The organism is Rahnella sp. ATs2 (assembly GCF_051851855.1).
GTDB classification, from domain to species: domain Bacteria; phylum Pseudomonadota; class Gammaproteobacteria; order Enterobacterales; family Enterobacteriaceae; genus Rahnella; species Rahnella variigena.
Genome location: NZ_JBLYPL010000020.1, coordinates 48,537 through 67,073 on the forward strand (window position 1 = coordinate 48,537; position 18,537 = coordinate 67,073).

Here is an 18,537-nt window from a genome sequence, read left to right on the forward strand (position 1 = left end):
TAAGTGGTAATGTGTTTTCAATTTAATGAAATTGCATTTCAATTAATAAACAAAAGCCCACACACGGCTGATTTTATTGCCACTTATGAGGTGAATCATGGCGAAAGGTTCTCAGATTCAATTCAATTTTCACACGGTTCAGGACGCACAGACCGGCGCGCGCGTGACGCGTCTGACCCCGCCCGATGTTCTTTGCCATCGCAACTATTTCTATCAGAAATGCTTTACCCGTGACGGCGGCAAGCTGCTGTTTGCTGGTGAGTTTGAAGGTAACCGCAACTATTATCTGCTGGATCTGCAGACGCAAAAGGCGGTTCAGCTGACGGAAGGGCAAGGTGACAATACCTTCGGTGGCTTCCTGTCGCCAGACGATCAGTGTCTGTATTACGTGAAAAATGAGCGCAGTTTGCAGTGCGTAAAACTGGACGATTTCAGCGAGAAAACCGTTTATACCGTGCCGGAAGATTGGGTTGGATACGGCACCTGGGTGGCGAACAGCGAATGCACCAGTCTGGTGGGCATTGAAATCAGTCGTAAAGACTGGACGCCGTTATCTGACTGGAAAATCTTCCAGGAGTTTTATCACAGTCATCCCCGCTGCCGCCTGTTGCGTGTCGATCTCATCAACGGCAAGTCCCGCGTGATACACGAAAAGAATGAATGGCTCGGGCATCCGATTTATCGTCCTTTTGACGACCATACCGTCGCGTTCTGTCATGAAGGCCCGCACGATCTGGTGGATGCCCGCATGTGGCTGGTGGATGAGGATGGCAGCAATGTGCGCAAGGTGAAGGAACATGCACCGGGTGAAAGCTGTACGCACGAATTCTGGGTGCCGGACGGCTCCGCGCTGATGTATGTGTCTTATCTTAAAGGCCAGCACGACCGCCATATCCGCCGTTTTGATCCGCAAACCGGCGAAGATATTTGCCTGATGACCATGCCTGCGTGTTCGCATCTGATGAGTAATGAGAACGGAACGCTGCTGGTCGGTGACGGTTCCGGCACGCCGGTTGATGTGAAAGATACCGCCAGCCATACGATTGAAAACGATCCATGGCTGTATATTTTCGACGCCCGTACCCGTCAGCATGCCCCGCTTGCTGCCCATAACAGTTCATGGCGTGTGCTGGATGGCGACCGTCAGGTGACGCATCCGCACCCTTCTTTCTCGCCGGACGACCGTCACGTGCTTTTTACCACCGATTACGAAGGCCTGCCGGCGCTGTATCTGGCAGAAATTCCGGATGCCCTGCTCAGCTCGTTAAGAAAGGACTAACCGATGTTTGTATTTAAAAAAGAGATCCCCTTACAGGATTTAGGTGACGGTGTAAGCCGTCGCGTTCTGGCACATAACGGCAGCATGATGGCCGTCGAAGTGTATTTTGAGGAAGGCGCAGTCGGGCCGATGCATAACCATGTGCATGAGCAACTGACGTACGTGCTTTCCGGTCGCTTCAAATTCACTATCGGCGAGGAAACTCACGAAGTGACCGCGGGCGACACGTTATACAAAAAACCGTACATCATGCACGGCTGCGTGTGTCTGGAGAAAGGGGTGTTGTTAGATACCTTCACGCCCCAAAGAATGGATTTTCTGTAACCCGTCATCTTTTGAGCCGTCTCTGCGTTGGCTGCCTTGACTCACCCCGGTCACTTACTTTAGTAAGCTCCCGGGGATTCGCTCAGTTGCCGCCTTGATACAACTCAAAATATTTAGGGTTAAACGAATAGAGCTGCATAAAAAACCGGTGCCACATGGGCACCGGTTTTTTTGTCATCAAGAAAACGAAATCTTACGCGAGGATTTCACGCACGAAGGTTTCGATCTCTTTGTTCTGACAGTTCTCGAAGAAACATTTCTGGAAACGTTCACCGGTCACGGCGGTTTTCACCAGTTCCGGATCGATGGCACGCAGCGTATCGAGATAGTTTTCTTTCACTACCGCGGCTTTCACCTGGTTCAGAATACCGGCGTTGCGTACCTGAGGTTCTTTACGATCAGCCGGATAACCCTGGCCTTTCTCGCCGGTAAAGGCTTTCTCGAAGATGAAACGCACGTTGAGTTCTGCGCCCCAGCCGAAACCTTTGGCGAATGGCAGTGACAGTGCGTTGCCGTTGTTGATTTGCGCGAACAGGAAAGCATCTGCAGGATCAATACAGTAACCGCAGTTAACGCCCGGATGAATGTTCAGTGACATCAGCGCGCCCTGTCCGGTGCCGCAGCCCGCCACGACAAAATCAACCGCTTTGGAGTTGAGTAAAATGCTGGCCATGATACCCAGATGGATGTAAGTCAGGTGGTGATCCTGCTCATCAGACATGCCCACGTTGTACACCGGATATTCTTTCTCAGATGCCACTGCGTTCAGTTCTTTCAGGATAATCGCGTTTTTAGCGGCCTGACTGTTTTCCATCATCAATGCAATTTTCATGAGATTTCCTCTTTGGGCAGCGGTGTGACCCGCCGCTGTCGGTGATTATTGAGCAATAATTGGCGTAATTAACGAGCCAGCCAGCCGCCGTCAACGGCAATCGTGTAGCCATTAATATAGTCGGATGCCGGAGAAGACAGGAAAACAACCGGTCCCATCAGATCAGATGGCAAACCCCAGCGACCTGCAGGAATACGCCCCAGGATTTCTTCGCTGCGTGCTTCATCGGCACGAAGTTGCTGAGTGTTGTTGGTGGCCATGTAGCCCGGTGCAATGGCGTTCACATTGATATTGTGTTTCGCCCATTCGTTCGCCAGCAGACGGGTGACGCCCATCACGGCACTTTTCGATGCGGTGTAGGAAGGAACGCGGATGCCGCCCTGATAAGAAAGCATCGACGCAATGTTAATGATTTTGCCGCCGGTGCCCTGCGCGATGAATTGTTTCGCCACCGCCTGTGACATGAAGAAGACAGATTTGATGTTCAGGTTCATGACGTCATCCCAGTTCTTTTCGCTGAACTCAATGGCGTCTTCACGGCGGATAATACCGGCGTTATTGACCAGAATGTCGATATGGCCCATTTCCGACACCGCACGTTCGAGCAGCGCCGGGATCACTTTAGTATCGCTAAGGTCGGCCGTCAGGCTCAGGAAACGACGCCCTGTCGCGCCGACACGTTCGATGGTTTCAGCAGGTTCGACAATATTGATGCCGACAATGTCACACCCTGCTTCAGCAAGACCAATGGCCATGCCTTGCCCCAAACCGGTATCACAACCGGTGACGACCGCGACTTTTCCCTTCAGAGAAAAATTATCCAGAATCATGATGTTTCCTTTTCATAAAACGGAGGCGAATGCGCTTTTCCGTAGGATTTTTGGTTGTCGGGCTGTGCCCGGCTCCTGAGTCATGAAAGGAGTTTAACGAGAAAATTCTCTCAATTCAACAAAATGAAACATCATTTCAATTTAGATGAACTTTGATGTCGTTTTTTGTTGGGTTGATCACGTCCTGAGAAATGCCGCTGTGCGGATGCCTGAAATGGTCTTCATAAAGGGAGGGGAAAAGAAGAGATAAGTTCGACGTAAAGCATCGTGAGAATAACTGTGAGAGATGATGAGACACGCGAGAAAACAGAGTTCACTGCCCGGCAGGAAGCCGGGCCAGCGGTACACACTTACCGGGAGTAAGTGGAGAGAAGAATCAGTGCAGGCAGCCCTGACATTCCGCAGACATATTCAGACCGCGGCGCCAGTCACCAGGCGTCTGACCGAACTGACGTTTGAAGCTACGTGTAAAAGATTGTTGGGAGTCAAAACCCAGCGAAATCGCCACGCTGACAATCGGCTCACCGCTGCTGGCCAGCATATCGGCAGATTTCTTCAGTTTTTTCTCACGAATGAATTCGCCCATCGGTAAACCGGTGTGCTCTTTGAACATTCTCTGAAGATACCAGCGCGAATAGCCTGCACGTTTGGCAACGGTTTTAATATCCAGTCGCTCTTCCAGATTGTGATCGATCCAGTCGATCAGGTCGTGAATGAAATCCTCGGTTCTCATGGGCAATCTCCTGCTTTTTTTTTGGTTTGTGCGCCCCGAGGGCGACTCGTCTTTTTATAAACTGACCTAGTTTTCGCTTAAATGCAAGTTTTACTATTGCATTTAATTTGTCATTACCGGATAGTCACCCACCCCGAAGTAAACATTCTGTAAAATAGCACAGAAAGTGTAACAGTAATTCTTGCACTTTAGTAGGCGCATCCCTACAATCCCCTCGAATCAATTGTATCAGTATTTGATACATTATTGTGCTGATGAACGGCACAAGTCCCAAAAAAGTCAGATCAGGCAAAGGACGTTACCCGGCGGACAGGCCGTGTATTGCCTGGCAGCACTTACTCACTGGAAATTAAAATAATGATTAACCTGCAAAAATCACAGGTTGTTGCACGCGGCCGCTTCGATGGCTCGCATTTGACGTTGCGCCTTTCAGGGATCGCGCTGATGGTTGCCCTGCTTGCCGGGTGTGATAACAGCGTGGCACAAAATTCGGCTCCACCTGCCCCGCAGGTCAGTGCCGCAGATGTTTTGATTAAATCTATAAGCCAGTGGGATGCGTTTAACGGACGCGTGGAAGCGGTACAAAGTGTGCAACTGCGCCCTCGGGTGTCCGGTTACATCGATAAGGTGAATTATCAGGAAGGTCAGGAAGTGAAAAAAGGTCAGGTGTTATTCACCATTGATGACCGCACTTACCGCGCTGCACAGGAACAGGCTCAGGCAGAACTGGTCCGTGCGCGTAATCAGGCCGGTCTGGCGAGAAGTGAATCGGCACGTACCGAAGCGCTGATGGGCACCCAGGCGGTATCAAAAGAAATCGCCGAGCAGCGCCGTTCCGCAGCATCTCAGGCGCAGTCAGATGTGCTGGCCGCTCAGGCACAGCTTGATATGGCGCAGCTTAATCTTGATTTCACCCGCGTAACTTCACCCATTGATGGCCGCGCCAGCCGCGCGATGATCACTTCAGGAAATCTGGTGACCGCCGGTGACAGCGCCAGTGTGCTGACCACGCTGGTTTCGCTCGATACCGTTTATGTCTATTTCGACGTAGATGAAGGCACTTTCCTGCGTTATCAGGCGCTGGCCCGCGACGGAAAATTCAATGACAACCCGCAAAATCGTCTGCCGGTTCACGTGGGCTTAGTCGGCGAAAACGGTTATCCGCACCAGGGCGTGGTGGATTTCACCGATAACCAGCTCAATTCCGGCACCGGCACCATCCGTATGCGCGCCCTGCTCGATAACCGCGACCGTACTTTTACGCCGGGATTATTTGCCCGCGTTCAGATGCCGGGCAGCGCGCAGTTCAGCGCCATGCTGGTGGATGATAAAGCCGTGCTGACCGATCAGGACCGCAAGTTTGTGTATGTGGTCGATAAAGACGGTAAAGCCCAGCGTCGCGATGTGGAAGTCGGCAGGATGTCCGGCGGATTGCGGATTGTGCAAAAAGGTCTGGAAGCCGGTGATCGCGTCATCATTGATGGTGTGCAAAAAGTCTTTATGCCGGGAATGCCGGTGAATGCCAAAACCGTCAGCATGGCCGCCAATGTTGCCGCGCCTTCTCCTGCTGCCGTTCAATAAAAGAGAATCCTGACTCATGGACTTTTCCCGTTTTTTCATCGACCGGCCTATTTTTGCGGCTGTTTTGTCGATTTTGATTTTGGTCACCGGGGCTATTGCGATCCCTCTGCTGCCGGTCAGTGAATATCCTAACGTCGTTCCGCCAAGCGTGCAGGTACGCGCCGAATATCCGGGTGCCAACCCGAAGGTGATTGCTGAAACCGTGGCGACGCCGCTGGAAGAAGCCATTAACGGCGTGGAAAACATGGTGTACATGAAATCTGTCGCCGGTTCGGATGGCGTGCTGGTCACGACCGTCACTTTCCGTCCGGGTACCGATCCGGATCAAGCGCAGGTTCAGGTGCAAAACCGTGTAGCGCAGGCGGAAGCGCGTCTGCCGGAAGATGTCCGCCGTCAGGGGGTGACCACTCAGAAGCAATCGCCAACGTTAACTCTGGTGGTGCATCTGGTGTCCCCTTCCGGCAAATATGATTCCCTGTATCTGAGCAACTACGCCACGCTGAAAGTGAAAGATGAGCTGGCGCGTTTGCCGGGTGTCGGCCAGATCCAGATTTTTGGTGCGGGTGAATATGCCATGCGCGTCTGGCTGGATCCGAACAAAGTTGCTGCCCGTGGTCTGACGGCTTCTGATGTGGTGAAAGCCATGCAGGAGCAGAACGTGCAGGTTTCTGCCGGTCAGCTTGGCGCAGAGCCGATGCCAAAAGACAGCGATTATCTGCTGTCCATCAATGCGCAGGGACGGCTTAAAGACGAAGACGAGTTCGGCAAAATCATCCTGAAAAGTGGTGATAATGGTGAAATTGTTCGTCTGCGGGATGTCGCGCGCATCGAAATGGGTTCCGGCAGTTATGCGCTTCGTTCCCAGCTGAATAATAAAGATGCCGTGGGTATTGGTATCTTCCAGTCGCCGGGGGCTAACGCCATTGATTTGTCGGATGCCGTGCGTGCCAAGATGACTGAACTGTCGGCCCGCTTCCCGGAAGGCATGACCTGGCGTGCGCCGTACGACCCGACGGTGTTTGTGCGTGATTCGATCAGTGCCGTAGTCCATACGCTGCTTGAAGCCGTGGTGCTGGTAGTGCTGGTGGTTATCCTGTTCCTGCAAACCTGGCGTGCGTCGATCATTCCGTTACTGGCAGTGCCGATTTCAGTCATCGGGACATTCAGTATTCTGTATTTACTGGGATTCTCGCTCAATACGTTAAGCCTGTTCGGGCTGGTGCTGGCGATAGGGATAGTCGTTGATGACGCCATTGTGGTGGTGGAAAACGTCGAGCGAAATATCGAGGAAGGACTCGCCCCGAGAGAGGCCGCGCATCAGGCAATGCGGGAAGTTTCCGGGCCGATCATTGCGATTGCGCTGGTGCTGTGTGCGGTGTTTGTGCCGATGGCGTTTCTGTCCGGCGTAACCGGTCAGTTCTACAAGCAGTTTGCAGTGACTATCGCGATTTCTACCGTGATTTCCGCCATTAACTCGCTGACGCTCTCCCCCGCGCTGGCTGCACTGTTGCTAAAACCACATGGCGCGCCGAAAGACTTGCCGTCTCGTTTGATCGACCGTCTGTTCGGCTGGATTTTCCGTCCGTTCAACCGTTTCTTTAATGCCAGTTCTCATCGTTATCAGAGTGCGGTGTCGAAAACGCTCGGGCGTCGTGGTGCAGTATTTGGTGTTTATGTTCTGCTGTTGTGCGGCGCGGCATTTATGTTCAAAGCGGTGCCGGGCGGCTTTATTCCGACGCAGGATAAACTGTATCTGATCGCCGGTGTGAAGATGCCTGAAGGGGCGTCGCTGTCCCGTACAGACGCGGTGATCCGCAAAATCAGCGCCATGGGACTGAGTACCGACGGGGTGATTGATGCGGTCGCTTTCCCGGGACTGAATGCGTTGCAGTTCACCAATACGCCAAATACCGGCACAGTGTTCTTCGCGCTTAAACCCCTGAGCGAACGTACCCGCACGGCGGCAGAGATTAACGCGGAAATTAATGCCAAAATCTCGCAGATTCAGGAAGGATTTGCCTTCTCGATTATGCCACCGCCAATTCTCGGATTGGGTCAGGGTTCGGGTTACTCCCTGTATGTGCAGGATCGTGCAGGGCTGGGCTACGGTGCGTTGCAGACGGCGATCAATACCATGTCCGGTGCCATTATGCAGACGCCTGGCATGGGTTATCCTATTTCCTCTTATCAGGCTAACGTGCCTCAGCTGGATGCGCATATCGACCGCGATAAGGCCAAAGCTCAGGGCGTGTCCCTTGATGACCTGTTCAGTACGTTGCAGGTTTATCTCGGGTCGTCGTATATCAATGACTTCAACCGTTTTGGTCGTACCTGGAAAGTCATGGCGCAGGCCGATGGCCAGTTCCGTGACAGCGTGGAAGATATCGCTAATCTGCGTACACGTAACGATAAAGGCGAAATGGTGCCGATTGGCAGCATGCTGAATATCACCACCACTTACGGGCCTGATCCGGTGATCCGCTATAACGGTTACCCGGCGGCAGACCTGATTGGCGATGCTGATCCGCGCGTGCTGTCTTCTGCGCAGGCGATGACGGAGCTGACTGCAATGTCTAAAAATCTGCTGCCGAACGGGATGAATATCGAATGGACTGACCTGAGTTATCAGCAATCGACACAAGGTAACGCGGCGCTGATCGTATTTCCGATGTCGGTATTGCTGGCGTTCCTGGTGCTGGCGGCCTTGTATGAAAGCTGGACGCTGCCGCTGGCGGTCATTCTGATTGTTCCGATGACCATGCTGTCTGCGCTGTTCGGCGTCTGGCTGACCGGTGGCGATAACAACGTGTTCGTGCAGGTCGGGCTGGTGGTGCTGATGGGACTTGCCTGTAAAAACGCGATTCTTATCGTCGAATTTGCCCGCGAGCTGGAAATGCAGGGTAAAGGGATTATTGAATCGGCTCTGGAAGCATGTCGTCTTCGTCTGCGACCTATCGTGATGACATCAATTGCGTTTATCGCAGGGACCATACCGCTGATCCTGGGACACGGCGCCGGCGCGGAAGTACGCGGAGTGACGGGGATTACTGTGTTCTCCGGTATGCTGGGCGTAACGCTGTTCGGGTTGTTCCTGACGCCGGTATTCTATGTGGCGCTGCGTAAGCTGGTGACGCGTAAGAAAGTCGTCGTGGAAACACAAACTGCCTGATCTGAAAATCAGAATGCAAAAAGCCGGGAAAATATCCCGGCTTTTTTTATGTGCTTTTTTAAGGTTTCCCGGAAGGAAACGTTGAACGCTATTTAGAGCAGACCGAACCTTCTGAGTATTCAGCAGCTAAGTCCTTGGTGCATTTGTATTTGCCACCACGCTCGAATTCCGCCAGAGCATCTGCGACCGTGTGGCGAGCCAGAACCTGGAAGGAAGCTTCTTCTGCTTCGTTAACGATATTTTTGAAATACGTACAAGCATTAGCGCTGACAACACAACGGGCAGGAACGTCAGGACGGGCGGCCCACAGGCGCTTGTCTTCTATCACCGCGCAATAAATATCACGAAGTGTGATTTCTTCCGCGGGACGACCCAGTGTGATCGAGCCGGTGCGACCGAGTGTGGAAACAATAATGCCGTGCTGCGTCAGCGGCACCATCAGTTTGCGGATAAAACTGGAGTTGGCTTCCAGACCCGTTGCTAAAATCGCACTGGTGCACCGCTGTTCAGCCTTTTGGGACTGAGCGATACAAAACACCATCTGCATAGCTGTCGGAAAGCGATAATCTAACATGTCATTGTCCTGAGAAACCAAGTCTTAGGTTAAGCACCCTATCACAGAGGAATTACCCTGTCCGTGATCTGGTCAATAATATAACAAAAAGACACGCCGTTGTACACGCGATTTATCAATACATTTCAATCATGTAGGGCACAAATCGCTTAATAAACAGCCCCGTCAAAATCCCCTTTTCACCTCTTTAAATTCAAGCGCTTGTAAGAAAATTCAGTAGGATCAGGCAAGCATTTGTGGAGTTTTTAGACGAATACAGCACGCGATACTTAACCAAAATATAACACGACGTTCATCACACCCCTTTCTGGCAGCCGCCATACTCCTGTATGCGTATTTATGGTACAAAGTATCGGCTATTCACTTACCCATTCAGAGACGCGCAATGGCCTTCTCCATCGACATTATTTCCTGCATCACCGACCGCTTTGTGGAACTTACCGCGACGGAAAAGCGTATCGCGCAATTTATTCTGGATGACGTGCAGTTCGCCTCCACGCTGCCGATTGCAGAAATGGCGCATCTTACCGGGACAAGCCAGGCGTCGGTCACCCGCTTTGCCCGCGCTATCGGCTGCAAAGACGTGCGTGAACTGAAAGTAAAACTTGCGCAGTCACTGGCGGTAGGTCAGCGTTTTATTCTGGACGTGCCGGATCTGGACGGCGTTCAGGGGATCTACGAAACAATCATTAATGTGCTGGACATCAACCGGCGCGCGCTTAACCCGGATTCACTCAAAAAAGTGGTCGGATGGCTCAGTAATGCCCGGCAAATTCTGGCGATTGGGATGGGCGGTGGCTCTACGATTTGCGCTCAGGAAGTCCAGTACCGCCTGTTCCGCCTTGGCCTGCCGGTGGTGAGCCAGAGCGATGGCCTGCTGGTGCGCATGATGTGCTCAGCCGTTGCGCCAAACGACGTGGTACTTGCGCTCTCGCTGGGAGGTTACACGCCGGAAATCATTGAGAGTGTGGCGATAGCCCGGCAGTACGGGGCCAAAGTCATCGCCATCACCACGCAGGATTCACCCCTGGCGGCCAATGCCGACATCGTGCTGCCGCTGATCGTGCGGGAAAATGACTACATTTTTAAGCCAAGTACCTCACGCTACGCCATGCTGGCGATGATCGATGTGTTGGCCACCGAACTGGCGATGGCCAACAAAACACAGGCAAAAGACCGTCTGAGACGCATTAAGCTTGCGCTGGACGGGCACCGGGGCGGCGTGGACCGCCAGCCGTTAGGGGATTAGGAAGAGATGACGTGCGCTTCGCGGGGTTTTAACTCCGCCATGCTGCCATAAACCGCCGTGCCTGAAGGCGGGTGGTTTCGACATCCTGACCGGCACGGTACAGATCGCCGCCGAGCCCTGCCCCGGCACAACCGGCGCGTAAATATTCCGCCAGATTATCCGGCGTGACGCCTCCCACCGCCAGTACCGGGACTTCCGGCGGTAACACCGCCTTAAGGGAGGAAATGTACGCCGGACCGAATGCCACCGAGGGGAAAATCTTCAGCCATTGTGCCCCGGCTTCCAGCGCGGTAAACGCTTCGGTAGCGGTGGCGCAACCGGCACAAACCCACATTCCGGCATCGACAGCCCGACGGATCACCTTGGGCTGCGTATTCGGCGTCACCACCAGCTTTGCCCCGATATTCGCCAGAAAATCGACCTGTTCAACCTTTAGCACCGTTCCCGCTCCGATGCACGCCGTGTCGCCGTAACGCGTGACCATTTCAGCGATACTTTTCTGCCAGTCCGGCGAGTTCAGCGGGATCTCAATATAACGGAAGCCCTCTTCAATCAGTGCGCCGACATGATCACTGGTCTCGTGAGGATAAATGCCGCGTAAAATCGCGACCAAAAGTTTAGCGTCGTGCATCAAGAATGCTCCTTATTCCCTGCTGGAAAGCGGTGTCACCCGCAATTTCATTCACCGTTATGCCCGCCTGTTCACAGGCCAGCCAGTAACGACGACAAAGCGACTCACCACCGACCAGAGTGACCTGACTGACGGATAATTCACTGCGTAATGCCACCACTTCCGCACCTATCAGCAACCCGGACAACCAGTCGCCGACCGATCCCGGAGCCAGTTCGCCAAGCACCCGCCGCGCACGCGCTTCAAACAGCCTGTTCACTAATGCAGGGGATTCCAGCCCGCGTTGCAGGCCAGCCTGAAACGCCCGGTTATCATCTTGCTGTGCCGGCAAGCCTCTGCCAATCAGGGAATGCTGCATCAGCAGGTGATACAGTTCGCCCGTCATCGCCGTGGTGAACCCGCTGACTGCCCCCTCTGCCACCTGCACCCATTTGCTGTGCGTACCGGGCATAACGTAACAGGTGTCAGGGGCCAGCTGCATCGCGCCGAGCAACTGCGTTTCTTCACCGCGCATGACGTTGTGTAGCGTGTTCAGACCCGGCACAATCCAGACCTGCGGCGCGACCTCAAAAAGTTGCGCGCTCAGTGTTTGTAACGACACCGGGCAAGCCAGATAAGGCACCGTTTGCCAGCCTGCATCGCTGCCGACCATACCGGCCATTATCACGGGAAGAGTTTCTTTACCGCGCCACGGCTGGATATATTGCGCGAACACGTCACAGACGGTTTGATCCACCAGCCGGCTGATGCCGTAAGGCAGTTGCTGGCTATCCGCGCACTGCCCGTTCAGGTATAACCAGGCGCGCAGATGCGATGATCCCCAGTCAACGGCAATATAATCCCCGCTCATCGTGCGCTCCCGGTGGCGCGTTTGCCCAACGGCACCGGTACCGGCTCAGGCTGGCTTTCGCGTTCGCGGGTGATCATCTCCAGTGCCTCTTCACGGCTCATTTTGCTGGCCGGCGTTACCAGCGTCACGACCAGCGCGCAGCCCAGACTCATCAACACAGACGGCACCACCGGGTTACCCCAGAAATTCATCCAGCTGTCGTTTACCAGCATCGCCAGTGAGGTCTCGGCGCCGCCAATCAGCGCAGCCATCGCGCCCTGCCAGTTAAAACGTATCCAGAACCGCCCCAGTATTGAGCAGATAAACAGGCCGGACATGATCATCGAAATCATTTTGGTGATGTAGCTGATGATGTCGTTGGAGGTCAGCGCGAAGATCAGCGCCAGCCCGATCACCAGCACAAGGGAAATACGCGACATGCGGATCGCCTTTTCTGGTGCGGGCATATGACCGGTGATCAGAGTGTAAAGGTCACGCAGCATGATTGAGACGGCGGCAATCGCGTCAGAACTGCCCGAAGACATATTGGCTGACATACCCGCAATCAGCACCGCCATTCCCAGCACCGGTGGCAAAACTTGAGTGGCGAACAGGAAGGCAAAGCCGCTGTTTGCCAGTGCTGGATTCATCGTGTAAGCGGCCATACCAATGATCGCGGGCAGGAAGGAGAAGCCCAGATAGAGCAAACCGGTGATCACAAAGGATTTACGCACCGTGCCCACGTTTTTGGCGGAATAAATACGCTGGCGGTAGGAAGGCGTGGCCAGTACTCCGACGCCAATTACCATTGCCAGAGAAAAAGCAGGCAGGATGCCGAGTTTATCCACTCCAAACAGGCTTTGCTTTGCCGGATCGACGGCCTGCTGGATATGGCTCCACCCGCCAACGTGATGTACCGCCAGCGCTGCCATCAGGATAAAACCGATAAACAGAATTAACGACTGCACGGTATCAATCCATACCACTGCGGAATATCCACCAATACCGACGTAAACCACAAAAGCTGCTGCAATAATAATTTTCGCCGTATTAATATCAATTCCGCTTGCCCATGAAAGATATAAACCACCACCAAGAATATGCGCCCCCAGCCAGCCAATAGATGCAATAAAGATTAATATTGCCACGACATTTTTAATGATTTTATTGCCGCCAGTGTAATAAGAGATCTCTTCGCTCATGGTCATAAAACGCATTTTTCGCACCGGCGCAAACAACCAGGCCAGCAGCAGAATACCTACCGCACCGCCCAGACCATACAGCATGCCCGCCCAGCCGTTGGTGTAACCGAAGCCCACCGCGCCGACGCTCGACCCCGTACCGACCATCGTGCCTACGGTGGATCCCAGCGTTAAAATTAAGGGTAATGAACGTCCGCCTAATAAAAAGTCATCGCCATTTTTCTGATTACGTGACACATACCAGCCCAGTGTAATCATGGCGCATGCATATATTGCAAACCAAATAAGAAAAGAATAATTATTCATGGCTCACTTCCAGATTAATTAAGTTGCAATGGCTCCCTGAAAAAAGACAAAGAAAGCCCGTTGGCACGTTCGTAGCGCACCTGAGTTATTTATAAATATATTTTAATAAGCCGGACGCACGCAGAGGGCATCCGGCCTGATCACGGAATAATTACTTCACGCGTTCAGCGTTATAACAGGTCAGGTCCACTTCTACTTTGCAATCCACCACCAGATCCGCAACGCAGCAGACGCGGGCCGGAGGATGGGCGGAAAAAAACTCGCTGAACACTTTGTTAAATGACTGGAAATAACGCGCGTCGGTCAGGAACACCTTCACATGCACCACATCCGCCAGGGTGTAGCCTGCGCTCTCCATGATGTCCACGCAGTTTTGGATAGCCAGCCGCGACTGCTCGATAATGCCCCCTTCCACCACTTCGCCATCTTTCATCGGTGTTTGCCCGGAAACATAAAGCCAGCCGCCCGCCTCTACGGCCTTGGCAAACGGCAGTGGCTGCCCGCCCGTTCCCGTACTCCCGCCCACTCCGTAACGTTTAATACTCATCATTGCTCCTTATGCATACGTATAAATGCGTGCTCAGGGGACAGCGTCTGGCTCTCCCCGCAAAATTCTACCGGCGTAAAAAACGCCCGGCGCGACCGATAACCTTTTTATCCAGGCCATAACTCATTACGCCGTTGACCAGCACCGCTTCGATACCCGCCGCAGGCTGCTGGGGATCGCTAAAACTGGCCACATCGCGCACGGTTTGCGGGTCGAACATCACCAGATCGGCGAAATAGCCCTGTCTGACCAGCCCGCGTTCAGCAAGCTGGAAACGTGCCGCGGACATGCCCGTCATCTTATGAACCGCCACCGTCAGCGGGAAAAGTTTCTCGTCGCGGCTGTAATGGCCAAGCACCCGGGGAAATGCGCCCCACAGACGCGGATGCGGCATCGGGTCGTTTGGCAGTCCGTCGGAACCCACCATTGTGACCGGATAACTCAGCACGCGCCGGACATCGCGCTCGTCCATGTTGTAGTAAATGGCTCCGGCGGGCATCAGTAATTTTCCAGCTTCGTGAAGTGACATCGACCAGCTTTGCGCAATCTGCTGTAACGACTGTCCGGCCACTTCCGGATGCGGCTCAGACCAGGTGATGACTATTTCAAACTCGTCGGTGATTTGTTTGAGATCCAGCGTAGAAGAGCTGGCCGAATACGGGTAGCAATCGCAGGAGACATCCTGCGTTTCGCGCACTTTATCGAACAGCTTCAGTGTTTCCACCGTACGCCCCCAGTTCTTCGCTCCTGCACATTTGTGGTGGGACACCACCACCGGCACGTTGCCGTGACGACCAATGCGAAACGCCTCATCGAGTGCCTCCAGAATCGGCTCAAACTCGGAACGCAAATGGGTGGTATAGATGCCCTTCTGTGCAGCGAGTTCCTCTGCCAGCGCCATCACTTCTTCCGTCGAAGAGTGAAATGCCGAAGCATAAGCCAGGCCGGTGCTCAGCCCCAACGCGCCCTGCTGCAACGCTAGTCTAAGCTCTGCGCGCATCCCGCTGATTTCTTCTGCCGTCGCGGTGCGTAACAGGTCATCCATATGGTTATTACGCAATGCCGTGTGGCCGATAAGCGTACCGACGTTAATCGCCGGTCTCGCCTGCTCAACGGCCTGAGCGTAAGCACTCACCGTCGGGTAGATAAAATGCTTTGCCTCACCGAGTAAATTCATCGGGTCTGGCACGTGGCCTTTGATGGTCGCCGTGGCTGCACTGATACCGCAGTTGCCAACAATCACCGTAGTAATGCCCTGACTGATCTTAGGCAGATACTCCGGCAGCCGGATCACATTGATGTCGTCGTGTGTATGCACGTCAATAAATCCCGGCGCCAGCACGCGGCCGGTACCGTCGATTTCATGCACAGCCTGACCACGGATTGCCGGTGCAATTTCAGCGATACGGTCGCCCTGCACTGCAACATCGGCGCGGTATTGTTCCCCTCCGCTGCCATCAATGACCGTAACGTTTCTGAACAGATAATCAAACTTCATACGTTCCTGCCCTTCATAGTGTTCTGGGTTAAATTTAACCATTTACAAGGATGGAAAACAGTGGAAGACTACACAAAACACACATGCTTACCTGATACTTTTATTCATAAAATTGCTTAATTAAAATAAAAATACCTATTTTTCATTAAGTTAATATTGATATTTATAATGAAAGATTAAAAAAATGAAAGGAACTATGTTATGAAATACCAAGAAGGTAACCTCGTTCCGCACAAGTCAGCGCTACTGGTTTCCCCAGCCAACATGCTGAATGAAGACGTCTGCCTGCCCGCCGCTGTGATCAAAAAATCCGCTCTGGAAAATAACATTCAGTGGATGCAACGCTATGCTGATACCCGTGGCGTATCGCTGGCACCTCATGGCAAAACCACTATGACGCCGTGGATTTTTCAGCAACAGCAGCGTGCCGGCGCCTGGGCCGTTGGCGTGGGCAGCGCCTGGCAAGCCAGTATCGCGATGGTAAGCGGCATGAAGCGGGTTTTGATGGTTAACCAGCTGGTGGGCAAAGCGAATATGCAGCTGATTTCAGCGCTCAAAAATGAATATCAGGACGTAGATTACCTCTGCTGCGTTGACAGCCTTGCCAATGCCAAAACCCTTTCGGCATTTTTCAGCGCGCAGAACCAGCAGCTGGATATTTTGATCGAGCTGGGCGTACCCGGCGGGCGCTGCGGCTGCCGTACCACCGCGCAGGCCCTGCTGCTGGCAGAAGAGATTTCTGGCTTGCCGGGCTTACATTTACGCGGCCTCGAACTTTACGAGGGGGTGCTGCACGGTGACAATCCGCAGCCCAAAGTGGAAGCGTTGTTACGCGATGCCGCAGGCCTTGCCTGCCAGCTTGAACGCTATGTCGAAGGGGAATTTATCCTCACGGGCGCAGGATCAGTCTGGTATGACGTAGTGTGTAACGTCTGGCTGGAAGTACAAAAACCGGCAAACTGCCGTGTGGTGATTCGCCCCGGCTGCTACATCACCCACGACTCAGGCATTTATCAGCAGGCACAAGACGACCTGATGGCCCGCGACCCTGTGGCCTGTGATTTGGGGGGTGATTTGATTTCAGCGCTGGAACTGGTTGCAATGGTGCAATCGGTGCCGGAAAGTGGCCGTGCGATTGTGAACTTCGGCAAGCGCGACAGCGCCTTCGACGCAGGTCTGCCGCAGCCGGTGGCGCATTACCGTCAGGGTAAAGCACTTCCGTTGACGGCAAAAAGCATCAAAACCACGGGAATTATGGACCAGCACGCGATGCTGGAACTGGCTCCTGATGCCAACGTGCAGGTGGAGGATATTCTGGTATTCAGCACCTCTCACCCCTGTCTGACCTTCGACAAATGGAAAGCGCTGCTGCTGGTCGATGAGAATTACAACGTGCTGGAGACACTGGAGACCGCATTCTGACGGGAGCCCAGGTTGCTAATCTGTTATTTCATGGGCAGCATCGCAGAAGCTTACGTAACCAGTCACTCGCACACATTCATTCTTCAGGCTCCTGAAGAAGAACTCCATCGGGCTTCTGGTTATTTCTGGGCTTTGTCTATCACAAGCTCACTGGCTCGAGTGAAAAGGATTGTGCGGTTAAAGGGGGAAACAGAAGAGTGTTATTATGATTAGACTTATCAATATAATATTAACAAACTGTTCATGAAAATCAGTAATGCGAAAAAAAAACCCATCCGAAGATGGGCTTTCAATATTGATATTTGCGATTTAAATCACAAGCATCTTAATCACGAGCATCAGAACTGGTAAACCAGACCGACTGCTACGATATCATCGGTAGAAATACCGGCTGCTTTGTAGAAGTCATCATCGTTATCCAGCAGGTTGATTTTATAATCAACATAGGTAGACATGTTTTTGTTGAAATAATAAGACGTGCCGATTTCAACATATTTGACCAAGTCTTTATCATTCCAGTCTGAGTTCAGATGAATATCTGAGTTCAGATCCTTGCCTTTGGATTGCAGGTAAGCAATAGAAGGACGCAGACCGAAATCGAACTGGTATTGTGCCGTCACTTCAAAGTTCTGAGTTTTGTTTGCAATCGTATCATCACGATCACCGTAACCCGTCATGTTACGGGTTTCGGAATACATAGTAGCCAGATAGAGACCATTAGCATCGTATTTCAGACCTGCAGTCCATACGTCCGCTTTATCGCCGTCTGCTGTTGTAAGATTTACCTGATCGTTAGTACGGTCTGAAGAGGCATAAGCTGCCGCTGCACTCACACCCATGCCGAAATCATAGGAAGTAGAAATACCGAAGCCATCGCCATTTTGCTGACGCATGGAACGACCACCACGGTTATTGGTGCCTTCTCCTGTGATATCACCGTCGTTTGCGCCCTGATATTGCAGTGCAAAGTCCCAGCCTTTCACTTCGCCGAAGAAATCGGTGTTACGGTAGGTTGCCACGCCGTTGGTACGACCCACCATGAAGTTATCCGCAGTGGTGTAAGTATCGCCACCAAACTCAGGCAGCATATCGGTCCAGGCTTCAACGTCGTATACAACACCGTAGTTACGACCGTAGTCAAAAGAACCATACTCACCAAATTTCAGGCCCGCGAATCCCAGACGGGTCGCATTACCTGATGTACCGCTATTGCCTTCAGAATTATCGGCCTGAATGTTGTATTCCCACTGACCGTAACCAGTCAGCAGATCACTGATTTCTGTTTCACCTTTAAAACCGACACGGACATAAGTCTGGTCGCCGTCTGCGCCAGCATCGTCAGAAAAATAATGCAAACCATCAACCTTACCGTACAGATCTAATTTGTTGCCATCTTTGTTATAGATTTCTGCTGAATGAGCTGCGCCTGCAACCAGTAATGCCGGGATAATAATCGCCAATGCTTTTAATTTCATGATGTCATTCCTTTATCATTTAATTGAATACTAGAATTTATTATATATACATTATC

16 protein-coding genes are annotated in these 18,537 nt (G+C 52.6%); 6 read left to right on the top strand and 10 right to left on the bottom strand.

The genetic code is table 11. The features are described 5' to 3' along the window. The first annotated feature begins 97 nt into the window (after nucleotides 1-97). Nucleotides 98-1,279 carry an oligogalacturonate lyase family protein gene (locus tag ACJY2G_RS19830; protein WP_439292023.1) on the top strand — a complete coding sequence of 394 codons (1,182 nt, stop codon included), beginning with the start codon at nucleotides 98-100 and terminating at the stop codon, nucleotides 1,277-1,279. A gap of 3 nt (nucleotides 1,280-1,282) precedes the next feature. Then, complete coding sequence (locus ACJY2G_RS19835) at nucleotides 1,283-1,603, top strand: cupin domain-containing protein (RefSeq protein WP_426784803.1); 321 nt, start codon at nucleotides 1,283-1,285, stop codon at nucleotides 1,601-1,603. A gap of 193 nt (nucleotides 1,604-1,796) precedes the next feature. Here the strand turns inward: ACJY2G_RS19835 and ACJY2G_RS19840 are convergent, their stop codons facing one another. From ACJY2G_RS19840 to ACJY2G_RS19850, 3 genes are all read right to left on the bottom strand, one after another. Continuing rightward, a complete protein-coding gene (locus ACJY2G_RS19840) occupies nucleotides 1,797-2,435 on the bottom strand; it encodes an RpiB/LacA/LacB family sugar-phosphate isomerase (protein ID WP_112286679.1) in 639 nt (212 codons plus the stop codon). Between the two features lie 68 nt (nucleotides 2,436-2,503). After that, the gene (gene kduD / locus ACJY2G_RS19845; RefSeq protein ID WP_120163575.1) at nucleotides 2,504-3,265 is read right to left on the bottom strand and encodes a 2-dehydro-3-deoxy-D-gluconate 5-dehydrogenase KduD; all 762 of its coding nucleotides are present in this window, start codon (nucleotides 3,263-3,265) and stop codon (nucleotides 2,504-2,506) included. Between the two features lie 376 nt (nucleotides 3,266-3,641). Beyond that, nucleotides 3,642-3,998 carry a helix-turn-helix domain-containing protein gene (locus tag ACJY2G_RS19850; protein ID WP_112286681.1) on the bottom strand — a complete coding sequence of 119 codons (357 nt, stop codon included), beginning with the start codon at nucleotides 3,996-3,998 and terminating at the stop codon, nucleotides 3,642-3,644. 444 nt (nucleotides 3,999-4,442) lie between these two features. Between ACJY2G_RS19850 and ACJY2G_RS19855 the strand changes: the two genes are divergently transcribed. Together ACJY2G_RS19855 and oqxB are read left to right on the top strand one after the other, a co-directional pair. Further along, nucleotides 4,443-5,579, top strand: coding sequence for an efflux RND transporter periplasmic adaptor subunit (locus ACJY2G_RS19855; protein ID WP_244220306.1), 1,137 nt, complete (start codon nucleotides 4,443-4,445; stop codon nucleotides 5,577-5,579). Nucleotides 5,580-5,595: 16 nt separating this feature from the next. Continuing rightward, nucleotides 5,596-8,748 (top strand): multidrug efflux RND transporter permease subunit OqxB, encoded by a 3,153-nt coding sequence (oqxB, locus tag ACJY2G_RS19860; RefSeq protein WP_120163574.1) that lies wholly within the window; start codon nucleotides 5,596-5,598, stop codon nucleotides 8,746-8,748. An 88-nt stretch (nucleotides 8,749-8,836) separates the two neighbouring features. On the opposite strand, the gene ACJY2G_RS19865 is transcribed toward oqxB, so the two are convergent. Then, a complete protein-coding gene (locus tag ACJY2G_RS19865) occupies nucleotides 8,837-9,322 on the bottom strand; it encodes an RrF2 family transcriptional regulator (RefSeq protein ID WP_113878276.1) in 486 nt (161 codons plus the stop codon). Between the two features lie 385 nt (nucleotides 9,323-9,707). On the opposite strand from ACJY2G_RS19865, the gene ACJY2G_RS19870 reads away from it, so the two are divergent. Further along, the gene (locus tag ACJY2G_RS19870; RefSeq protein ID WP_112286684.1) at nucleotides 9,708-10,571 is read left to right on the top strand and encodes a MurR/RpiR family transcriptional regulator; all 864 of its coding nucleotides are present in this window, start codon (nucleotides 9,708-9,710) and stop codon (nucleotides 10,569-10,571) included. A gap of 28 nt (nucleotides 10,572-10,599) precedes the next feature. Here ACJY2G_RS19870 and ACJY2G_RS19875 read toward each other — a convergent pair whose 3' ends face one another. The 5 genes from ACJY2G_RS19875 to ACJY2G_RS19895 form a co-directional block, all read right to left on the bottom strand. Beyond that, a complete protein-coding gene (locus ACJY2G_RS19875) occupies nucleotides 10,600-11,202 on the bottom strand; it encodes a 2-dehydro-3-deoxy-6-phosphogalactonate aldolase (protein ID WP_430320673.1) in 603 nt (200 codons plus the stop codon). Beyond that, nucleotides 11,189-12,052, bottom strand: a complete 864-nt coding sequence (locus ACJY2G_RS19880) for a 2-dehydro-3-deoxygalactonokinase (RefSeq protein ID WP_439292024.1) — start codon at nucleotides 12,050-12,052, stop codon at nucleotides 11,189-11,191. The genes ACJY2G_RS19875 and ACJY2G_RS19880 overlap by 14 nt, the downstream gene beginning before the upstream one ends. Continuing rightward, nucleotides 12,049-13,539, bottom strand: coding sequence for a sodium:solute symporter family protein (locus ACJY2G_RS19885; RefSeq protein ID WP_430320670.1), 1,491 nt, complete (start codon nucleotides 13,537-13,539; stop codon nucleotides 12,049-12,051). Before ACJY2G_RS19885 ends, ACJY2G_RS19880 begins: the two co-directional genes overlap by 4 nt. Nucleotides 13,540-13,690: 151 nt before the next feature. Then, on the bottom strand, nucleotides 13,691-14,086 hold the full coding sequence (locus ACJY2G_RS19890) for a RidA family protein (RefSeq protein WP_112286688.1): 396 nt from the start codon (nucleotides 14,084-14,086) through the stop codon (nucleotides 13,691-13,693). 67 nt (nucleotides 14,087-14,153) lie between these two features. Continuing rightward, nucleotides 14,154-15,584, bottom strand: a complete 1,431-nt coding sequence (locus tag ACJY2G_RS19895) for an N-acyl-D-amino-acid deacylase family protein (protein ID WP_430320669.1) — start codon at nucleotides 15,582-15,584, stop codon at nucleotides 14,154-14,156. Between the two features lie 201 nt (nucleotides 15,585-15,785). Here ACJY2G_RS19895 and ACJY2G_RS19900 point away from each other — a divergent pair, with 201 nt between their 5' ends. Next, nucleotides 15,786-17,006: an amino acid deaminase gene (locus tag ACJY2G_RS19900; protein ID WP_430320668.1), complete on the top strand. Its 1,221-nt coding sequence runs from the start codon at nucleotides 15,786-15,788 to the stop codon at nucleotides 17,004-17,006. A gap of 338 nt (nucleotides 17,007-17,344) precedes the next feature. On the opposite strand, the gene ompC is transcribed toward ACJY2G_RS19900, so the two are convergent. Beyond that, on the bottom strand, nucleotides 17,345-18,481 hold the full coding sequence (ompC, locus tag ACJY2G_RS19905; protein WP_120163802.1) for a porin OmpC: 1,137 nt from the start codon (nucleotides 18,479-18,481) through the stop codon (nucleotides 17,345-17,347). Between the last annotated feature and the right edge of the window lie 56 nt (nucleotides 18,482-18,537).